The following is an 18,951-nucleotide window of genomic DNA, read 5'->3' on the forward strand; positions in this document are numbered from 1 at the left end:
GGCGCGGCGGTGCCACCAGCCACGCCGGATCCGGCAACGCCGCAGCGCCCAGCGGCACAGCCACAGCCACAGCCCGCACGGGCACAGCCACAGCCTGCTCCAGCCCAGCCACAGCCTGCTCCGGACCAGCCACGGCCTGGTAGCCCGTACCCCGTGCCGACGCCGGGGCGGAAGCGGCGGTGGGTGCGATGGGTACTGCTGGCGGTTGCACTGCTTGGCGTGCTGTTCATCATCTGGCTCGGCTGGCTGTGGAAGTCCTACAGCGGAATCGACCGCGTGGACCTCGACGGTGTTCTCGACCCGCCTGCGGGCGACACGGTCAACTACCTGCTCGTTGGCTCGGATTCGCGCGAGAACCTTGACCCCGAGGCTCCCGACGCGGCGGAACCGACGGTGACCGGGCGGCGCGCCGACACGATCATCCTGTTGCAGGTGGGCCCGGCGGGCACGCTGATGATGTCGATTCCCCGCGACCTGTGGGTGACCAACCCCGCGACCGGCAACGAGGGGCGCATCAACGGCACCTACAACGACGGTCCGGCCAATCTCGTGCGCGCAGTGCAGACCAACCTGCAGGTGCCCGTCAACCACTACGCGGAAGTCGACTTCGCGTCGTTCGCCGGCCTCATCGACGCGGTCGGGGGAGTGACGATCGACTTCCCCAACCCGGCTTTTGACACCGAGTCAGGGCTCAACGTCATCGCAAGCGGTCCCGTCACGCTCGATGGGACCGCCGCTCTGGCCTACGTGCGCTCACGCCAGTACACCGAGGTCATCAACGGCGAGGAGGTCAAGGACCCAACGGCTGACCTTGGCCGCCAGGATCGTCAACGCCAGTTCCTCGTGACCGCCCTCGGCGAGGTGGGCAACGAGCGCAACCCGTTGTCACTGGGCCGCGCAGCGGCTGCGCTCTCGGGGGGCCTTACAGTCGATTCGTCGCTCGGCTTCGTCGATGCCCTGTCGCTCGCACGGCGACTGGGCGGGGTCGAACCCGAGACCATCGTGCTGCCCACCCGTGGTGCACGCATCGGGGGAGCCTCCGTGTTGTTGATGAACGAGGCCGAGGCCCAGCCGGTCCTGGGCCGCTTCAGGTAGCAGGCGCCGTCAGGGCTAGCCTGCGCTTCACCAACCGAAAGGACCCCTCCATGGCCCCCGATTGCCCGCCCACTGATGGCAGCGCCACCCAGCAGAGAAGCTTCGACGGCGAAATGCCAATGTGCATCGACGTGTCGAAGCAGTACGAGGCGACGATCGAGACCAACCACGGCACCATGGTCGCCTTCCTCTACCCGGAGCAGTCTCCCAAGACGGTCAACAACTTCGTGTGCCTCGCCCGGTACAAGTACTACGACGGCCTCACGTTCCACCGGATCATCACGGACTTCGTGATCCAGGGTGGGTGCCCGGAGGGCAGTGGCCGGGGCGGGCCGGGTTACCGCTTCGAGGACGAGCTTCCCGAGCCCGGCAAGTACGAGGTCGGATCACTCGCGATGGCCAATGCCGCCCCCAACACCAACGGCAGTCAGTTCTTCGTGATCTCCGGCGGTCACGGCATGCAGCTTCCCCCGCAGTACGCCCTGTTCGGCAAGCTCATCTCGGGGCTCGACGTGCTCGACGAGATCCAGAAGGTCCCCACCGGCCAGGCCGACCGCCCCGTCGACGCGGTGACCATCGAGAAGGTGACCATCTCGGAGTCATGACTCTGGGATCCTGAGATGCGGGTGAAGAAGCCGGCAGCCCTCGCCATCCTCGCGGGCGGGGTCGTCGTGGCGATCCTGGCGCGGTTGCGTCGAGGCGACACGGCGGGCCCCGAGATCCCGACCCGCAGGATGGCGCGCAATGTGCACCTCGCCCGCACCGGGGCTCGCTCTGGTCGCGACTATGCGTCGATGAGGGTGCGGTCCGCGCTGGCCGATGACGAGCGAAAGGCAGAGCTGGCCGCTGAGTTCGAGTTGCGCACCGCCGAGCAGGTTGCCGAGTCCCTCGGCCACATGAAGGGCGCAATGATGAAGCTCGGCCAGATGGCCAGCTACCTCGACCAGGGGCTGCCGGAGCCGGTACGCGAGGCGCTCGCTCAACTCCAGTCGGACGCGCCACCGATGGCCTCGGAGCTGGTGGAGGAGGTGCTCACCGGGGAGCTGGGGTCACCTCCCTCGGAGCTCTTCGCCGAGTTCGACCGCGAGCCCCTCGCGTCGGCCTCGATCGGCCAGGTCCACCGGGCGGTCACAAGCGGCGGAACGCCGGTGGCGGTCAAGGTGCAGTACCCGGGAGTCGACGAGGCGATCGAGGCCGACCTGGAGAACACCGACATGCTGTTCGCGATGCTCGGGACGCTGTTCCCCGGCATGGACCCGGAACCGATCGTGGCGGAGTTGCGCGAGCGCCTCACCGAGGAGCTCGACTACCGTGTCGAGGCGGCCAACCAGCTGCTCTTCGCTCAGGCCTACCGGGGCCACCCGTATATCCACATCCCCGAAGTGGTGCCAGAGTTGAGCGCCAAGCGCGTGCTCACCACCGAGCTGGCCGAGGGGGCGCGGTTCTCCGAGGTCATCGACTGGCCGGATACGGAGCGCCAGTTGGCAGCCGAGACCCTGTACCGGTTCGCGTTCGGCTCGATCTACCGCCTGGCGGCGTTCAACGGCGACCCGCATCCGGGCAACTACCTGTTCCGCGAGGGCGGACGCGTGACGTTCCTCGACTTCGGCCTGTGCAGGCACTTCGACGCCACCGAGGTGGACGTGTTCGAACAGATGACCGAGGCCATGGCAGTCGAGCACGACATCGTCCGGTTCCGCACCGTGCTGGAGTCGATCGGCATCCTGCCATCGGACGCCGGGTTCGACGACGAGGCACTTCGCGACTACTTCGGGCACTTCTACGAGTTCGTCCTGCGCGACGAGGTGCGCGAGATGACCCCGGAGTACTCATCGGAGTCGGTGCGGCGCTTCTTCGACATCTCGGGCCCGCACGCCGAGATCATGAAGCAGGCCAATCTTCCGCCATCGATGGTGATCATCCAGCGCATCAACCTGGGCCTGTTCGCCCTGTTCGGTGACCTTCGGGCACGGAACAACTGGCGCGCCATCGCCGAGGAGCTGTGGCCGTTCGTCCAGGCGCCGCCGGCCACGCCCATGGGGGAGCGGGTCGCGGCGTGGGATGCAGAGGTGTCGACTACTCGATGAGGCGCACCGGGCTGCCGAGGATGGCGGCCGACCAGGTGGTGGTGTCCTGCACCGAACCGGGGAACGCCGCCAGGATGCGTACCCAACATCCGTTGGGGTCAGCCTCGTCGCAGGTGTAGTCGTCCGGTATCGGGATGTCGGCAGCGATCAACCGCTCGTTCAGTGCTCCGTTGATGACGGTGAGGGTGCAGGTCCCCGAATCGAAGGCCGGGTTGGTACCGCTGTCGACGGCGAAATTGCAGCCCGTGAAGTTGCTGCCGGTCTCGGTCGGCTTGAGCACCTGCATGGTGCCCGACTTGCCCACATCCGAGATGTCATAGAGGTAGATGCGCAGCGTGCGTCCGGCGTCGCCGGGAAGAACCCGAGCCAGGTCGAAGTTCGTGCTGGCCGCCGTTGCGTTGGCGTAGATCGGCATCTTGCCGAGGGCGAAGATGGACAAGTTGGAGCCGTCTTCCGCGTCGACGCCCGCCTGGCCGAACCCGGCACGAATCGACATGCGGTTGTGTCCGCCGCCCGTCTCAGTCGGGTCGTAGTTCTCCGGATTCGCCGGATCGGCGTTGCTGCGGACCTGCAGCAGGTATTGCCCGGTCTCGACCTGGGCGTTGGGTATCTCGCACAACGTCGCCCAACGGTGGAACATCTCCGCGAAGGTGAGGTTGCCGTCGTCTGCCACCACGGCCTCGGCATCCGCGATTCCATCGGCGGGATGCAGGTACTCGTAGATGCTCGGGTTGGCCGCGGGCCGGTTGTCGTAGGCGTCCAGGGTGAGCGTCGAGCAGGTGGCGGTGTCGATCACCGGGTTGTCGGTGTCCGACCATGGCGTGTCATCTGGCTCGCGGAAGATGAAGGTCGTCTGCACGTTGGCGTTGCCCTGTAGTCGCTGGTCACCGGTGCACCACTCGTTGAGGCTCCGGTCGTAGCGATCGACCGCATCCGGGTACCACGCGGACAGCGTGAGGTTCTCGGCGTCACTCGGCAGCAGCTTGTCGCCGGCGCTGTCGTTCGATGTGCACTTGTCGCCCTGGTAGGCCATCAGGGCGTCGTAGATGTCGATGCGGAGCGGCTCTCCGTTGGCCGGCACCGACTTCACGTCGAGGGCGTAGATGTAGCCGTTGAAGTTGTAGTCGTCGTTGTCGATCCCGGCGTTGGCAGTCCCGTCGCAGTTGGCAACGCTGCTCGAACAGTTCTTGGCCTGGAACCGGTCACCGTTGCCCTTCTTGGTGTTCGGTCCCGCGAGGTTTACCCAGAACTGAGGGGAGTCGTAGCCGGTCTCGGGGTCGTTGCCCATCTTGTTGAGCGGGGAACCCATGGGCACAGGCACCTCGAACTCCGCCGTCGCGTCGCGGATAAGGGTCTGGGTGTCCATGCCCAGGAGCCGCAGGAAGTAGTTGTCGATCGTGATCGTGCCCTCCACCCGCAGCTGGTACGGGTTGGCCAGCTGTTCGACGAACACGGCGGTGTTGACCTCACCGCTGAGGACGCCGTCATTGAAGCCGTTGCGGGCCGTCTCGGTACGGGCCTTCACCTTCGCCTCGGTGACGTCGCCGGGCAGGAACACCACTCCCGCGTGAGCGCCGGCATCCACCGAGCGCTGGAGCCGCTCCGCCTGCAGCCACCAGTTGCCGAGGTCGACCGAGAACCCGGCCACAGCGAGCAGCATGAACAGCATCAGGCTCATCCACACGAGCACGAACCCGCGCTCGCCGGGCTCCCCGGATTCACCCGGGTCCGCAGGGGCAACGGCGCGCTGCGCAGTGTCGAGGCACACGGGGGAGCGCCAACGCAGGACCATCAGCTCGAGGAACCGGAACACTGGTCAGAGGGGAGTGGCTCCAGGCGCATCACCGTGTGGCCATCGACGTACACGTGGTCGCCGATGATGCCGGTGATGTAGAAGTGCTTGGCCTGCACGTATACGCCGATCGAGTCGAGGTCGAGCCCACAGGCGTCGGGGTCCGGCCAGGAGCCCGACACGTAGGACATGGCGCTGCCGTCCCACGCGTAGCGGAAGCAGTTGGCCGTGCAGCCACCCACCATGTCATCGGCGGGGAAGCCGCCCACGGGCTCCCCGGAGGTCGAGTTGGGGTCCGCTCGGTAGATCACGAGTCCGACCGGGTCGGCCGAGGTGAGTCCGACCAGGTCAGCGCTCACGGTGGATGCGATCTGGTCCGCAGCAGCCCGCTGGTTGGCGGAGATGGTGCCGGAGGTCGCGTAGGCGGCAGCGGCAAGGCGGGACCCCGAGCGGCTCGCACCGTTGGCGGTGGAGGCCGACCCGAAGGCGAAACCGAACTCGATAATGCCCATCACCACCAGCACCATCACCGGCAGCACGATGGCGGCCTCGACCATCACCGCGCCGCGCTGGCTCCGTCGCCGGCGAAGCCGCCTCGAGTACGCATGCATGCGTCTTGTCACCATCCCATACCCCGCTCCGTCAGCTAGGGCGCAGCTGAACGATCATTCGACGTTGGTAACGGCAGAAAGTCGCGGTGACCTGAAGGAATTTGCCCGAAACATCCGAGACATCTCATCCTGGTCCGGGTTGTATCGTGCCCACATGCACACCCAGACGCCGCCCACCGACGTGCCCGCCCGTCCGGTGATAGAGACCCGGGACCCCCGAGAGAACACGCTTCTGGCGGTTGTGCCCGACCAGAACGCCGACGACGTGAGGGGCGAGATCGCCCGTGCCAGGGCCATCCAGCCGGCCTGGGCTGCGCTGTCGTTCAAGGAGCGCACCGGACACATCGTGGCTGTTCGGGACAGGCTGCTGGACCGCGCAGAAGAGCTCGTCGATGTCATCTGTTCCGAGACCGGCAAGCAGCGCTCGGAGGCGGTGACAACCGAGCTGATGGCTGTGTGCGAGACCATCGACTGGTACGTCAAGCATGGTGCGCGGGCGCTGCGGCCGGTGCCGGTCTCACCCGGCGTGCTGGCCCACAAGAAAGCCTGGAAGCGCTACGAGCCGATGGGGGTGGTTGGCGTGATATCGCCTTGGAACTACCCGTTCACCCTGTCGATGACCCCGGTCGTCACGGCCCTGTTCGCCGGCAACTCCGTCGTGATGAAGCCATCGGAGGTCACTCCCACCGTCGGCCTCGCGATCGGCGAGCTCTTCGAGCACGACCGGTGGGGCGACATCGTGAGGGTCGTCACGGGTGGTGGAGGAACCGGCGAGGCACTCGTGCGAGGTGGGGTCGACAAGGTGGCCTTCACGGGTTCCGCGGCCACAGGCCGCAAGGTGATGGCAGCAGCGGCCGACACCCTCACACCGGTATTGCTGGAGTTGGGCGGCAAGGACCCGATGATCGTTGCTGAAGACGCCGATGTGGGCCGTGCTGTGCAGGGCGCGGTGTGGGGCTCATTCCAGAACGCCGGCCAGACCTGCATGTCGGTGGAACGCGTCTACGTTGCCGAGAACCTCTATGAGCAGTTCGTTGACGGCGTGGTCGAACAGACGGGCCGCATCCGCCAGGACGCGTCGGGCCAGGGCGACATCGGGTCGATGACCTTCCCCCCGCAGCTGGACATCGTGCAACGCCACATCGAGGACGCGAAGGCCAAGGGTGCGAAGGTGCTCACCGGGGGCACGCGCCGAGATGAACCAGGGCTCTGGTTCGAGCCGACCGTGCTGGTCGACGTCGACCACTCCATGGACATCATGCGAGAGGAGACCTTCGGTCCTGTCATGCCCATCATGGCGGTGGCCGACGCGGCCGAGGCCGTACGCCTCGCGAATGACTCCGAATACGGTCTCAACAGCTCCGTGTGGACCGGCGACCGCGAGCGCGGCGAGGCGATCGCTGCACGCCTGCAGGCGGGCAACGTGTGCATAAACGACTGCATCGTGAACTACGCCGTCACCGGCCTGCCCTTTGGTGGCGTCAAGGACTCGGGAATCGGCCGGGTCCACGGTGCAGAGGGGTTGCGAGAGTTCTCCAACGTCAAGGCGATTCTTGGCCAGAAGGCTGTGCCGAGCATCCGCGAGCCGTGGTGGTTCCCGATTCCCAAGGGCATGGATCGTATGGGGATCGCCACCCTTCGTCTGCGCTTCGGATCGACGGTCCGCAAGCGGCTGGGTGGGGCGAAGCGCCGCTGACGAGCTACGGCGCGCCGGTACTTCTCACACGTATTCCTACAGCTGGATGGTCGACCCTCAGATAACAGGGCTGACATCGACCGAAAGACACGTCCATGGGCAAACAGCCGCGTCCCTGCGAACGTGGGGCCCAGCTCGTCGAGTTCGCCCTCGTGGTGCCCATATTCCTGCTGCTCGTGCTCGGGATCATCGACTTCTCGGTGGCCTTCAACGACTACAACTCCGTACGCGCCGGCGTGTCGGAGGGAGCGCGCCAGGGAGTGGTTGCCAACTTCGCCGACGGTGGATGTGTGGGCACCTCCTCGCAGCAGCTTGCCTGCCTCACCAGGAACCGCATCGGCCTCGACGCCGCTGACACCAAGGTGAAGGTCGTGATCCCCGAAACCTATGCAGTGGGGGACTCGCTGCGCGTATGTGCCATGTACGACGTGGACAGCATTACCGGCATGTTCGACCTGATCCTCGATGAACGGGTGGCCACCGCCCAGATCGACATGCGAATCGAGAAACTGGACGACGATGCGCCGCTCGAGAACTACGAGGAGACTGCCCTCACCGGTGAGAACTGGACATGGTGCTCATGAGGAAGCGAACCGAGCGCGGCTCAATCATCGTCATCACGGGTCTGATCATGCTCGTGCTGCTTGCGTTTGCCGCGCTCGCTGTGGACATGACCAACGCGCGGCAGGTGCGCAGGCTCGCTCAGGGGTCGGCCGACGCCGCCGCTCTGGCCGCAGCCCAGGACCTGCCCGATCCCAATGCGGTCGTGGCAACGGTCAAGGCGTATGCGGAGCAGAACTACGACACGCCGGCCGCCGACTGGGTGGGGTGCAGCGATCCTGACGCGCTCGCCGAGTTGCCGAACTCACTCAACTCGAACGCGTGCATCTCGGTGGATGAGCCCCTGGCAAGGGTCCGCGTGAAGCTCCCTGCGAAGAAGGTAGCTACGGCCTTCGGGGGCGTGCTGGGATACGACACCATCGACGTAGGAGCCAGCGCCGTGGCCGAAGCCGATCTGAAGCGTGATGACCGCATCATTCCCGCCACGGTGGCGGCAGCGGCGGGCTCGGGCAACATCTGCATCGAGAACGGCGGAAACGACTCGGATTGTGCCAGTCGTTCGTCGGGCAACTTCGGCTCGTTCGACAGTCGGCGAACCAACATCTACTTCCCGACTTCCAGTGAGCAGGCGAATTCGCTGCGCATCAACTACTCGATGGGTGTGGACCATGTGCTGTCGATCTACGGCACGGGCGACACGAAGGTGTGCGATGTGGACACCAAGAGCCCGTGCTCCACGAACAACCTCTCCTCGAGCGACGACGCGAACCACCTGATCCCCTACACGGGCAACGTGGTTCCCCCGCTGACCGACGGCGTGCTCAAAAACGAGGAGATCTCCACCGACCAGGGCACCCTTCTCTTCTGCGGGCGGCTGCGCCGGCCCGACCTGACCGACGCGAACCTGGCCCTCACCGACCCTGAAAACTGTGACCACTGGGAGGACAACCCCGGGCCGGGCCCGGGGATATCAGTGATCGGCGAGTCCCTGAACGGCCGGCACGTGTCCTACTGGCTCAACGACGAGTTCGACGGCCTCTTCTTCCCCGGCACCGATCCCGACACGGTGTCGACCGAGCCCAGCAACTCCAGCTACTGGGAGGCCGGTGACAACCGCCTCGAGTGTTTCGTGAAGAGCTACCGGTTCGACTACACCGGCGACCTGGGTCACCCGGCCCAGACGGAGTTCTTCATCGACCCGACGCAGCCGATCGACACGGCCAGCACCGGCACGGAGTTCACCCTTGCGGAGGCGACCGACTACCTGAAGAACACATGTGAGCTCGACCCCACGACCGTCGACACGAAGATGGCGAGCCTCTCCGACAGCGCCGACTTCTGGCCGATGTTCGAGAACGCAATGGTGACCGATCCGCGGTTCGGCATGATCCCGGTGGTGGGCAACTGGTCCGATGGCGGCAGCCAGGGCATGCCGATCGTGCGCTTCTGGGGCACCTACATGTACCGCCTCTACTACTCGAACACGAAGGTCAAGGCGATCGACGCCTGGGTGTTCGAGCCTGCTCTCATCGAGACCGACTCTGGTGTGGCCGACCTGCAGTTCGGCTACCAGACGGACCAGCCGGTCATCCACCTCGACGAGTGAGGCCGCTGAGCGTTCGAGCCACAAGCTGTGTGACGGCCCCCAGGGGCGGCGACTCACCTCCTGAGAGCGGTTCCACCGAGCAGAACAGGTCCACGCCGTCGATGCGTCCCTGCAAGGTGATCAGGACCGACGACGTGGGCGCTTCGACGAACTCGACAACCACCTCCACCAGTCCGGCCTGGGCATCGAGATAGCCGATCTCACCGAGGCGGTGCGCAGCCTCGACCACCGCGGCGAGAGCCTCATCGCGGCCTGCGTCGAGTCTCACGGTGGAGTCGTCCACCAGCGCGACCGTCAGCACTTCGACGTGTGGTGTCACCGTCTCAGGCCTCGGGCCTGGCGCCCGTGGGGACCCCAGGAGTACCTCGTACGCGGCCGACAGCCGCATCGTGGCGGCGGTGGCCCCGGAGCCGGGGTTGAGGTCGGGGTGGACCGTCATCATCCGCGCCCGAAAGGCGCGCCTCAGGATGCCGGGATCCGACGCCTCCGCATCGGAGACACCCAGTACGCCGAGGGCTTCGGGGCGGTCCATGGTGCGCCCGGCAGTCAGTGCAGCCTGGACAGGAAGCCGGCCACGGCTTCGGTAAACACGTCGTTTCGGTCGCCCGCAACCATGTGGCCTGCCTCGCTCACGTCGACGAAGTCCGCGTCGGGGCAGAGCTGGAGGAACTCCTTGGCGGTTTCCTCCGACACGAGGTCGGACAGCCGTCCGCGCACGAGCATCGTGGGCACGTCGAGGGCCTTCGCGGCCGCCTCGAAGCGGGGATAGGACTGGCCGGAACCGATCGGGTACGGGCCCAGGAAGAAATCGGGGTCCCAGTGCCAGCGCCAGCGGCCGTCGGGGTCGCGTCGCAGGTTCTTCGACAGGCCCCGCAGGTCACTCGGCGGTGATCGGTGTGGCTGGTACTCCGCTATTGCCGCGGCGGCCTCCTCCAGGGAACCGAAGCCCTCATGCACGTTGTCGAGCATGAACCCGACGATCCGGCGCACGCCGTCCGGCTCCATGCGTGGGGTCACGTCCACCAGCACCAGGGCCGTGCAGACACCGGGGGAGAGGTCGCCCTCGGCCAACAGCGATGCCAGCCCGCCGAGCGAGGCGCCCACCAACACCGGCGGGATGCCTGACTCGGCTTGCACGGCGTTGGCGACGTCGACGGCGTCCTCGGCGAATCGCTGGTTGCCGTAGTCGCGATCGGGTGCGCGGTCGGTGCGCCCGTGGCCCCGCTGGTCATAGGCCACGGCGTGCCAGCCGTCGCGCGACAGGGCTTCGGCGGTGCCACCCCAGGAATGACGGGTCTGGCCCCCGCCGTGGATGAGGATCACGCCGGGATGCGTCGGGTCGCCCCATGTGTCGGCGGCCAACCGCATCCCGACGCGGTTCACGTACCAGCTGTCGGGCTTGTCCTCGGGATGCTCATCCTGCTGCCCGGTTGTCTGTTCTGTCATCTGCCCGCCCGTGCTCAGAAGTTGGGGCGGCGCTTCTCGAGCAGCGCCGCCACACCCTCGCTGTAGTCCGCCTCGCCCATCATCTCATCCAGCAGCGGTGCCGCCGCCTCGACGGCGCTTCGCACGTCGCGGTGCTGGTCGAGCCATACCTGTCTGCGCGTCTCCGCGAGGCTGCGCCGTGAGACCGTGGCGGCCAGCTCCTTCGCGTAGTCGATCGTCTCGGGCACCAACCGGTCAGCCGGAAGCACCCTGTTGACAAGCCCCCACTCGAGTGCCTCCTCGGCCAGGATCACCCGGCTGGAGAGCAGGAGGTCCATGGCACGGCCCACGCCCACGATCCGGGGCAACAGCCAGGAAAGGCCGTACTCGGCCGGCAGGTTGAGCCTTCCATGTGCGGTGGTGAGCTTGGCTCCCTCGACGGCGAATCGCATGTCGCAGTAGCAGGCGAGCACCAGCCCCACACCTGCGGCCGGCCCGTTGAGCGCCGCCATGACCGGAGTGGACAGCCCGAAGTGGTAGGCGAAGTCGGCTTCGAACCGCTCGTCGAAGCCGCTGCCCGGCATGGGCACCTTCTCGGGGAGGCCCGGGTCGTAGCCGCCGCGTTCGGAGTGCTTCTCGAGTGCTGCGGAGTCGGCTCCGGCACAGAAGCCGCGGCCCGCTCCGGTGACCACGACAACCCGCACGCCGGCATCCGCGTCGGCCCGCTCCAGGCACCAGCGGTACTCGTGGTGCATCCGGCCGGTCCAGGCGTTGAGTCGGTCGGGCCGGTCGAGGGTTATCACGGCCACCCGATCGGTGACCTCGTAGCGAACCGACTTGAGCTCCATGCGCGGACCCTACCGGCCGTGCGAGGAGAGCCAGGAAGTGAACACGTCCACCATGGGCGCCACGTCTGCGCACGCCATGAGCTCGCGGATCGAATGCATGGACAGCATCGCCATGCCCACGTCGACGGTCTCGAGTGCAAGCCCCGCTGCCGCTAGCGGGCCAATGGTGGAGCCACAGGGGATGTCACCCCGATGGGAGTAGTCCTGGGCCGGGGCTCCAGCGGCCGCGGCGGCGCGCCGGAATGCTGCGGCGCCGCGCGAGTCGGTTGCGTAGCGCACGTTCGCGTTGTGCTTGATGACCGGGCCGGCCCCCAACTCGACCCAGTGCCCGGGCTCGTGGCGCTCCGCATAGTTGGGGTGGGTGGCGTGAGCCATGTCGGCGGACAGCAGCATGGAAGCAGGCAAGGACTCCAGCAGGCCAGTGCGGCTCCCGCCGGAGCCGACAGCGCAGCGTTCGAGCACCTGCGCAAGCCAGTTGCCGACGGCCCCGGTGGCGCTGGTGGAGCCGATCTCCTCGTGGTCGAACAGCACGATGACCGCCGGCCCGTCGACCGGTGCGGTTCGTGCCAGCGCCTCGACGGCGCCGAAGCAGGAAGCCAGGTTGTCGAGCCTCGGTGCAGCCAGAAGCTCGTTCTCGCGGCCCAGGACGGCGGGCTCCACCGCGTCGGCACATGCGACGTCCCATCCCAGCAGGTGCTCGGCCGCCACCCCGACCGCGTCGGCCACGAACTGCGAGAAGCCGCCCACGTCCGGCTTGCCGAGACCCCACACCGGTGTGAGGTGCTGCTGCTTGTTGAGCTTGAGTCCCTCGTTGACCTCGCGGTCGAGGTGGATCGCGAGCTGGGGCACCCGCAACAGGGGTTCGTGGTGGTGGAACAGGCGATGGCCGATGCCCCCCGGCGCCCTGGGATCCTCCACGGCAGCGCGGCCCGCCAGGACCAGGTCACGGTCGAGCCACGAGTTGACCAGCGCCCCGCCGTACACTTCGACCGCCAACTGGCGGAAACCGGCGCTACCCGTGTCGGGCACGGGACGGATGCGCAGGTTGGGCGAATCGGTGTGTGCACCGAGCAGGCGCATCGGAGCGTTGCCGGGTGCTCCTGACCAGGCCACGAGCGAGCCGTCACGGACGACGAAGCCACGCTCGGGTACCGATTCCCAGGTCGCCGCCGCGTCGAGCGCGGAGAACCCGGCGCCGGCGAGCCGGTCCGCGGCGTTCTCCGCTGCATGCCAGGGCGTGGGGGAGCGCTGGATGAAGTCGGCCAGTGCATCGACCGGATTCATGCCGCCTCCGGGGGCGTGACCGTGAGGCCGGCGCAGTCGGCCAACGCGGCAAAGGACGCCGCCTCGAGGTCCGCACCCCGCCCCTCGAGCGGGATCGGCACAGAATTGGTGATCCTGGCGGGTTCCCAGCGCCAGTCGTCGATGCGTTGTCCGGTGACGTCCACGAGAAGTGTGCCCGACTGCCGTCCCGCGGCCGACGAGGTGCCGAAGATGTAGTTGCCGAGGCCGTATGCGGCGAAGTCGCCGGCCTCGGTGTAGCCAGCGCCCTGGAGTCGGTGGGCATGGGTTCCCACCACGATGTCGGCCCCCGCTGCGTGCAGCGCCCTGGTGAGTTCCACCTGGCGGGCGTTGGGGCACGTCTCTGTCTCGCGTCCCATGTGCAGGTACACAACCAGCGTGTCCACCTCGGGCCGGGTTCTGGTGACCTCGTCGATCAGGCGCTGCTCGCGGTCACCCTTTGAGCTGGCCAGGCCGGGCTTGTCGGGCCCCGCGGTCCAAGCCGCCATCAGGGAGCCGTCGAGGACGTCGGTGGCGGCAATGACGCCGAGGCGCTGGCCCGACACGTCGGCGATCAGCGGCGAGTAGGCATCGTCTTGCTCCGCGCCGGCGCCCAACACGGTCACGCCGTACGTGTCTGCGCTGGTGGCGCGCACGGCGATCGTGTCCTCGAAACCCGCGGGCCCGTAGTCCATGCCGTGGTTGTTCGCCACGGACACGGCATCGACACCGGCAGCCGCCAGCGACTCGAGTGCCTGGGGTGGCACCCGGAAGTTGAATTGCTTGGCGGATGGTGTGCCGCCCTCGGTGAGCGCTGCTTCGAGATTGACCATGGCCCGGTCGGCCCCGGAGAGCGTCGTCGCGATCGGGGCCAGCAGTCTCGCCGGGTCCGATCGCAGGGCCGCGTCGAGCCCTGTGAAGCTCGAATCACCGCCGAACGCGAGCGTGATGGTCTCACCGTTGCCCAGTTCGCCCCGCTGCTGCACCGACGTGGTGCTCGTTGTCGAAGCCGTGGTCGTCGTGGGCTGTGGTGCCGTGGTCGTCGTGTCGCTCGACGCGGGCGAACCCGCGCTTTCGGTGGCGGACTCGCCGCTGCAAGCGGCCAGGACGGCAGCGGCGAGGAACAGGCCGATCAGGCGTTGGGGCACCGGGCGATGTTAGCCAGACAAGCGGTTAGGGCGGTGCTGGGCCCTCCGCTACATTGGTCGGACTGCTGCAACGGCCGCGGTGCTGCGGCCCGGGCCCCAACGACGGGGTGACCATGCAAACGGCAGCGCTCCAACGACGGAGCATCCCCCGCGCAACAACGCGGACGGCAACGACGCCGAAAAGTGCATCGACGCGCCCGAGCGGGCAGAGGAAACCCAGATGAACGCAATGACCCCCGGAGCCACCGGGCTCTACAGGCCAGACCAGGAGCACGACGCATGTGGCGTCTCCTTCGTGGTCGACATGCACGGCCGCCGAAGCCACGACCTGGTCGACAAGGCCCTCACCTCCCTGTGCAACCTCGACCACCGTGGAGCCACCGGCGCCGAGCGCAACACCGGTGACGGGGCGGGTGTCCTCGTGCAGGTTCCCGACGAATTCCTGCGCGCCGAGGTCCCATTCGACCTCCCGGCGCCAGGCCATTACGCGGTCGGCATCGGCTTCATGCCCGCTGGCGACTCCGAGCGAATTGCGGCCGGCGACTCGATCGAGAAGATCTGTGCCGAAGAGGGCCTCCGCGTCCTGGGCTGGCGCGAGGTTCCCGTCGACCCATCGTCGATCGGATCCTCCGCACGGAAGTCCATGCCGTCGTTCCACCAGCTCTTCGTGGCCGACGCCACTTCCGAGCGCGCCGGTATCGACCTGGACCGACTCGCCTATGTGGTGCGCAAGCGCGTCGAGCACGAGGTGCTCCGCTCCAATGGCGAGTCCGCCACCTACTTCCCATCCCTGTCTGCCCGCACGATCGTCTACAAGGGGATGCTCACCACTCCCCAGCTCGGTGAGTTCTTCCCGGATCTGCGTGACGAGAGGTTCACCTCCGCTCTGGGCCTGGTCCACTCGCGGTTCTCGACCAACACCTTCCCTTCCTGGCCGCTCGCGCACCCCTACCGGTACGTGGCCCACAACGGTGAGATCAACACCGTGCAGGGCAACCAGAACTGGATGCGTGCACGCGAGGCACTGCTCAGCTCCCCGTTGCTGCCCGGCGGCGCGACCCCCGAGGAGCTGGAGCGGATCTTCCCGATCTGCACGCCCGGCGCGTCCGACACCGCACGCCTCGATGAGGCGTTGGAGCTGTTGCACATGGGCGGCTACTCGCTACCCCACGCAATGCTGATGATGATCCCGGAGGCCTGGGAGAACCACAAGGACATGACCGAGGAGGTGCGGGACTTCTACCGCTTCCACGCCGGGATCATGGAACCGTGGGACGGCCCGGCATCGGTGACGTTCACCGACGGCACCGTGGTCGGCGCGGTGCTCGACCGCAACGGACTGCGCCCGTCGCGCTACTGGGTCTGCGACGACGGCCTCGTCGTCATGGCATCGGAGGTCGGCACGCTCGACATCGACCCGTCGACCGTGGTGAAGAAGGGACGGCTCCAGCCCGGACGCATGTTCCTGATTGACACATCCGAGGGCCGCATCATCGATGACGAGGAGATCAAGTCCGAGCTCGCCGCTGCGCATCCGTACGGAGAATGGCTCGAACAGGGCGTGAAGCGCCTCGCGGACCTGCCTTACATCGCACACATCACCGAGTCGCGCCGCGACGTGCTGCGCGAACAGCGCACGTTCGGCTACACGATCGAGGAACTGAAGGTCCTCATCGAGCCCATGGCCCGCAACGGGATGGAGGCGCTCGGGTCGATGGGCACCGACACGCCCCTCGCGGTGCTCTCGGAGCGTCCCAAGCTGCTCTACGACTACTTCAAGCAGCTGTTCGCACAGGTCACGAATCCGCCTCTGGACGCCATCCGCGAGGAGCTGGTCACGAGCCTCGACCGTTACGTCGGACCGGAGGCCAACATCCTGGAGCCGGGCCCCGAGAGCTGCCAGCTGATCGAGCTGCCATACCCGATCATCGACAACGACTCCCTTGAGCGGATCCTGCACATCGAGGAGGTCGATGCCCGGTTCCGCTCCCGCAAGATCCGCTGCCTCTTCCCGGCATTCTCCGGCGGGCCCGGCCTGCGCCGCGCACTCGAGCGGATCCGCGCGGAGGTCTCGGAGGCGATCGCGGAGGGTGTGAGCATCATCGTGCTCTCCGACGAGATGTCCAATGAGGATCTCGCCCCGATCCCGATGCTGCTGGCCACCTCTGCGGTGCACCACCACATGATCCGCGAGAAGACCCGCACAAGGGTGGGTCTGATCGTGGAGACCGGCGAGGCACGCACCGTGCACCACCACTGCCTGCTGCTCGGATACGGCGCCGCGGCCATCAACCCGTACCTCGCGTTCGACTCGATCGAGCAACTCATCGAGGATGGCCCGACCACGATGACCGACTTCGATGAGGCTGTGCGCAACTACGTGAAGGCCTCCGGCAAGGGGATCCTCAAGGTGATGTCCAAGATGGGCATCTCCACCGCGGCCTCCTACACCGGTGCGCAGATCTTCGAGGCGATCGGTCTCGGCGAGGAGCTTGTCGAGGAGTACTTCACCGGCACGGTAAGCCGTCTCGGTGGCGTCAGCCTGGACGAGGTCGCCGAGGAGGTGCGGCGCCGCCATGCGCAGGCCTACCCGCTGCGCCCCACCGGTCGGTCCCACCGTGGGCTGGAGTCCGGCGGCGAGTACCAGTGGCGTCGCGAGGGTGAATACCACCTCTTCAACCCGAAGACGGTCTTCAAGCTCCAGCACTCCACGCGCAGCGGGCGCTACGACGTCTTCAAGGAGTACACGTCCGCGGTCGACGACCAGTCGCGCAACCTCGCAACGCTGCGTGGTCTGTTCAAGCTGCGCACCGGTGAGCGGCCCGCAGTCCCTGTCGAAGAGGTCGAGTCCGCGTCCGAGATCGTGAAGCGTTTCTCCACCGGCGCCATGTCCTACGGCTCGATCTCCGCCGAGGCCCACGAGACGCTCGCGGTCGCCATGAACCGGCTGGGCGCCAAGTCCAACACCGGTGAGGGTGGCGAGGATCCCGATCGCTTCACGCCGGACGACAACGGCGACCTGCGCAGGTCCGCGATCAAGCAGGTGGCGTCCGGTCGGTTCGGGGTCACGGCCAACTACCTGACCAACGCGGATGACATCCAGATCAAGATGGCCCAGGGGGCCAAGCCGGGCGAGGGCGGCCAGTTGCCCGGTCACAAGGTGTACCCGTGGGTTGCAGAGGTGCGTCACTCCACGCCCGGCGTGGGACTCATCTCCCCGCCACCACACCACGACATCTATTCGATCGAGGACCTGGCCCAGCTGATCCACGACCTCAAGAACTCCAACCCGTCGGCGCGCATCCATGTGAAGCTCGTCGCCGAGGTGGGCGTCGGAACGGTCGCGGCCGGGGTGGCGAAGGCCAAGTCCGACGTGGTGCTGATCTCGGGTCATGACGGTGGCACTGGTGCCAGCCCGCTGACATCCATCAAGCACGCAGGTGCACCGTGGGAACTCGGCCTCGCAGAGACCCAGCAGACGCTGCTTCTCAACGGCCTGCGCGACCGCATCGTTGTGCAGGTCGACGGCCAGATGAAGACCGGCCGAGACGTCGTCATCGGTGCGCTGCTGGGAGCCGAGGAGTTCGGGTTCGCCACAGCACCGCTGGTGGTGTCGGGCTGCATCATGATGCGCGTCTGCCACCTCGACACCTGCCCGGTCGGCATAGCCACCCAGAACCCCGAGCTGCGCGAGCGGTACTCGGGCAAGGCCGAGTTCGTCGAGAACTTCATGACCTACATCGCCGAGGAGGCCCGCGAGCTGCTGGCCGAGCTCGGCTTCCGCAGCATCGCCGAGGCCGTCGGCCACGTGGAGATGATCGACACCAGCGACGCCGTCGACCACTGGAAGGCCAGCGGGCTCGACCTGAGCCCGATCCTCGAGGCGGTCGAGCCCTGGGACGAGGACGACTACCTCAACGTCCGCGAGCAGGACCATGGCCTGGCCAAGGCTCTCGACATCAGTCTGATCGAGGAGTGTCTCGAAGCCATCGACGACGGCACGCCGATCCACCTCAAGGTGCCGATCCGCAACGTCAACCGCACCGTGGGCACGATGCTCGGCCACGAACTCACAAAGGTGCACGGTGCCGCCGGGCTCGCCGACGACTCGATCGTCATCGACCTCGAGGGCTCCGCCGGCAACAGCTTCGGCGCGTTCGTGCCCCGCGGCATCACGCTGCGCCTGCACGGCGACGCCAACGACTACGTCGGCAAGGGCCTTTCGGGTGGGCGCATCGTGGTGGCTCCGCCGGCCGACTCGCACAAGGACCTGGTGCCGGAGGACAACATCATCGCCGGAAACGTGATCTGCTACGGCGCCACCGGCGGCGAGGTGTACCTGCGTGGTGTGGTCGGTGAGCGATTCTGCGTGCGCAACTCCGGAGTCACTGCGGTGGTCGAGGGCGTGGGCGACCACGGGTGCGAGTACATGACAGGTGGCCGGGTGGTCGTGCTCGGAGAGACGGGCCGCAACTTCGGCGCGGGCATGTCCGGCGGGATCGCGTACGTGCACGACGCGACCGGCGATTTCGCCTCGAGGGTCAATTTCGAGATGGTCGAGATCGAGGAGATGGACGCCGCCGACGTGGACTTCCTGCGCAGCACCATCGAGGCACATCGCAGCGAGACCGGATCGACGGTGGCCCAGGGCGTGCTCGACGACTTCGAGACGGAGCTGCGCCGCTTCGTGAAGGTGATGCCCAGGGACTATCGCCGGGTGCTGGAAGCAACGGCGAGGGCTGAACGAGAAGGGTTGGACGTGGTCGAGACCGTGATGGCCGCGGCCCAGCAGTAGGAGGAT

The 18,951-nt window shown here is 67.1% G+C and carries 14 protein-coding genes; 7 read left to right on the plus strand and 7 right to left on the minus strand.

Annotated features, from left to right (window positions below):
• Nucleotides 1-183: 183 nt before the first annotated feature.
• From GY812_11785 to GY812_11795, 3 genes are all read left to right on the plus strand, one after another.
• The gene (locus GY812_11785; protein ID MCP4436156.1) at nt 184-1,095 is read left to right on the plus strand and encodes an LCP family protein; all 912 of its coding nucleotides are present in this window, start codon (nt 184-186) and stop codon (nt 1,093-1,095) included.
• A 119-nt stretch (nt 1,096-1,214) separates the two neighbouring features.
• Nucleotides 1,215-1,700 carry a peptidylprolyl isomerase gene (locus GY812_11790; protein MCP4436157.1) on the plus strand — a complete coding sequence of 162 codons (486 nt, stop codon included), beginning with the start codon at nt 1,215-1,217 and terminating at the stop codon, nt 1,698-1,700.
• 21 nt (nt 1,701-1,721) lie between these two features.
• Entirely contained in the window at nt 1,722-3,182 is a 1,461-nt protein-coding gene (locus tag GY812_11795; protein MCP4436158.1) for an AarF/ABC1/UbiB kinase family protein, read from the plus strand.
• Here GY812_11795 and GY812_11800 read toward each other — a convergent pair.
• Complete coding sequence (locus GY812_11800; protein MCP4436159.1) at nt 3,172-4,860, minus strand: hypothetical protein; 1,689 nt, start codon at nt 4,858-4,860, stop codon at nt 3,172-3,174. The genes GY812_11795 and GY812_11800 overlap by 11 nt on opposite strands.
• Nucleotides 4,861-4,973: 113 nt before the next feature.
• Nucleotides 4,974-5,600 (minus strand): hypothetical protein, encoded by a 627-nt coding sequence (locus tag GY812_11805; protein ID MCP4436160.1) that lies wholly within the window; start codon nt 5,598-5,600, stop codon nt 4,974-4,976.
• Nucleotides 5,601-5,739: 139 nt separating this feature from the next.
• Between GY812_11805 and GY812_11810 the strand changes: the two genes are divergently transcribed.
• The 3 genes from GY812_11810 to GY812_11820 all read left to right on the plus strand — a co-directional run bounded on the left by GY812_11810 (nt 5,740) and on the right by GY812_11820 (nt 9,448).
• Nucleotides 5,740-7,281 (plus strand): aldehyde dehydrogenase family protein, encoded by a 1,542-nt coding sequence (locus tag GY812_11810; protein ID MCP4436161.1) that lies wholly within the window; start codon nt 5,740-5,742, stop codon nt 7,279-7,281.
• Nucleotides 7,282-7,376: 95 nt separating this feature from the next.
• Nucleotides 7,377-7,865, plus strand: a complete 489-nt coding sequence (locus tag GY812_11815; protein ID MCP4436162.1) for a pilus assembly protein — start codon at nt 7,377-7,379, stop codon at nt 7,863-7,865.
• Nucleotides 7,862-9,448: a hypothetical protein gene (locus GY812_11820; GenBank protein MCP4436163.1), complete on the plus strand. Its 1,587-nt coding sequence runs from the start codon at nt 7,862-7,864 to the stop codon at nt 9,446-9,448. The genes GY812_11815 and GY812_11820 overlap by 4 nt, the downstream gene beginning before the upstream one ends.
• On the opposite strand, the gene GY812_11825 is transcribed toward GY812_11820, so the two are convergent.
• The 5 genes from GY812_11825 to GY812_11845 are packed head-to-tail and all read right to left on the minus strand — an operon-like array spanning nt 9,429 to nt 14,150.
• Nucleotides 9,429-9,980: a J domain-containing protein gene (locus GY812_11825; protein MCP4436164.1), complete on the minus strand. Its 552-nt coding sequence runs from the start codon at nt 9,978-9,980 to the stop codon at nt 9,429-9,431. The genes GY812_11820 and GY812_11825 overlap by 20 nt on opposite strands.
• A gap of 14 nt (nt 9,981-9,994) precedes the next feature.
• On the minus strand, nt 9,995-10,894 hold the full coding sequence (locus GY812_11830; GenBank protein ID MCP4436165.1) for an alpha/beta hydrolase: 900 nt from the start codon (nt 10,892-10,894) through the stop codon (nt 9,995-9,997).
• 14 nt (nt 10,895-10,908) lie between these two features.
• The gene (locus GY812_11835) at nt 10,909-11,721 is read right to left on the minus strand and encodes an enoyl-CoA hydratase (GenBank protein ID MCP4436166.1); all 813 of its coding nucleotides are present in this window, start codon (nt 11,719-11,721) and stop codon (nt 10,909-10,911) included.
• 9 nt (nt 11,722-11,730) lie between these two features.
• Nucleotides 11,731-13,005 (minus strand): M18 family aminopeptidase, encoded by a 1,275-nt coding sequence (locus tag GY812_11840; protein ID MCP4436167.1) that lies wholly within the window; start codon nt 13,003-13,005, stop codon nt 11,731-11,733.
• Nucleotides 13,002-14,150 (minus strand): CapA family protein, encoded by a 1,149-nt coding sequence (locus tag GY812_11845; GenBank protein MCP4436168.1) that lies wholly within the window; start codon nt 14,148-14,150, stop codon nt 13,002-13,004. Before GY812_11845 ends, GY812_11840 begins: the two co-directional genes overlap by 4 nt.
• 229 nt (nt 14,151-14,379) lie before the next feature.
• Here GY812_11845 and gltB point away from each other — a divergent pair, with 229 nt between their 5' ends.
• Nucleotides 14,380-18,945, plus strand: a complete 4,566-nt coding sequence (gene gltB, locus GY812_11850) for a glutamate synthase large subunit (protein MCP4436169.1) — start codon at nt 14,380-14,382, stop codon at nt 18,943-18,945.
• Nucleotides 18,946-18,951 lie beyond the last annotated feature (6 nt).

The organism is Actinomycetes bacterium (assembly GCA_024222295.1).
Lineage (GTDB): Bacteria > Actinomycetota > Acidimicrobiia > Acidimicrobiales > Microtrichaceae > JAAEPF01.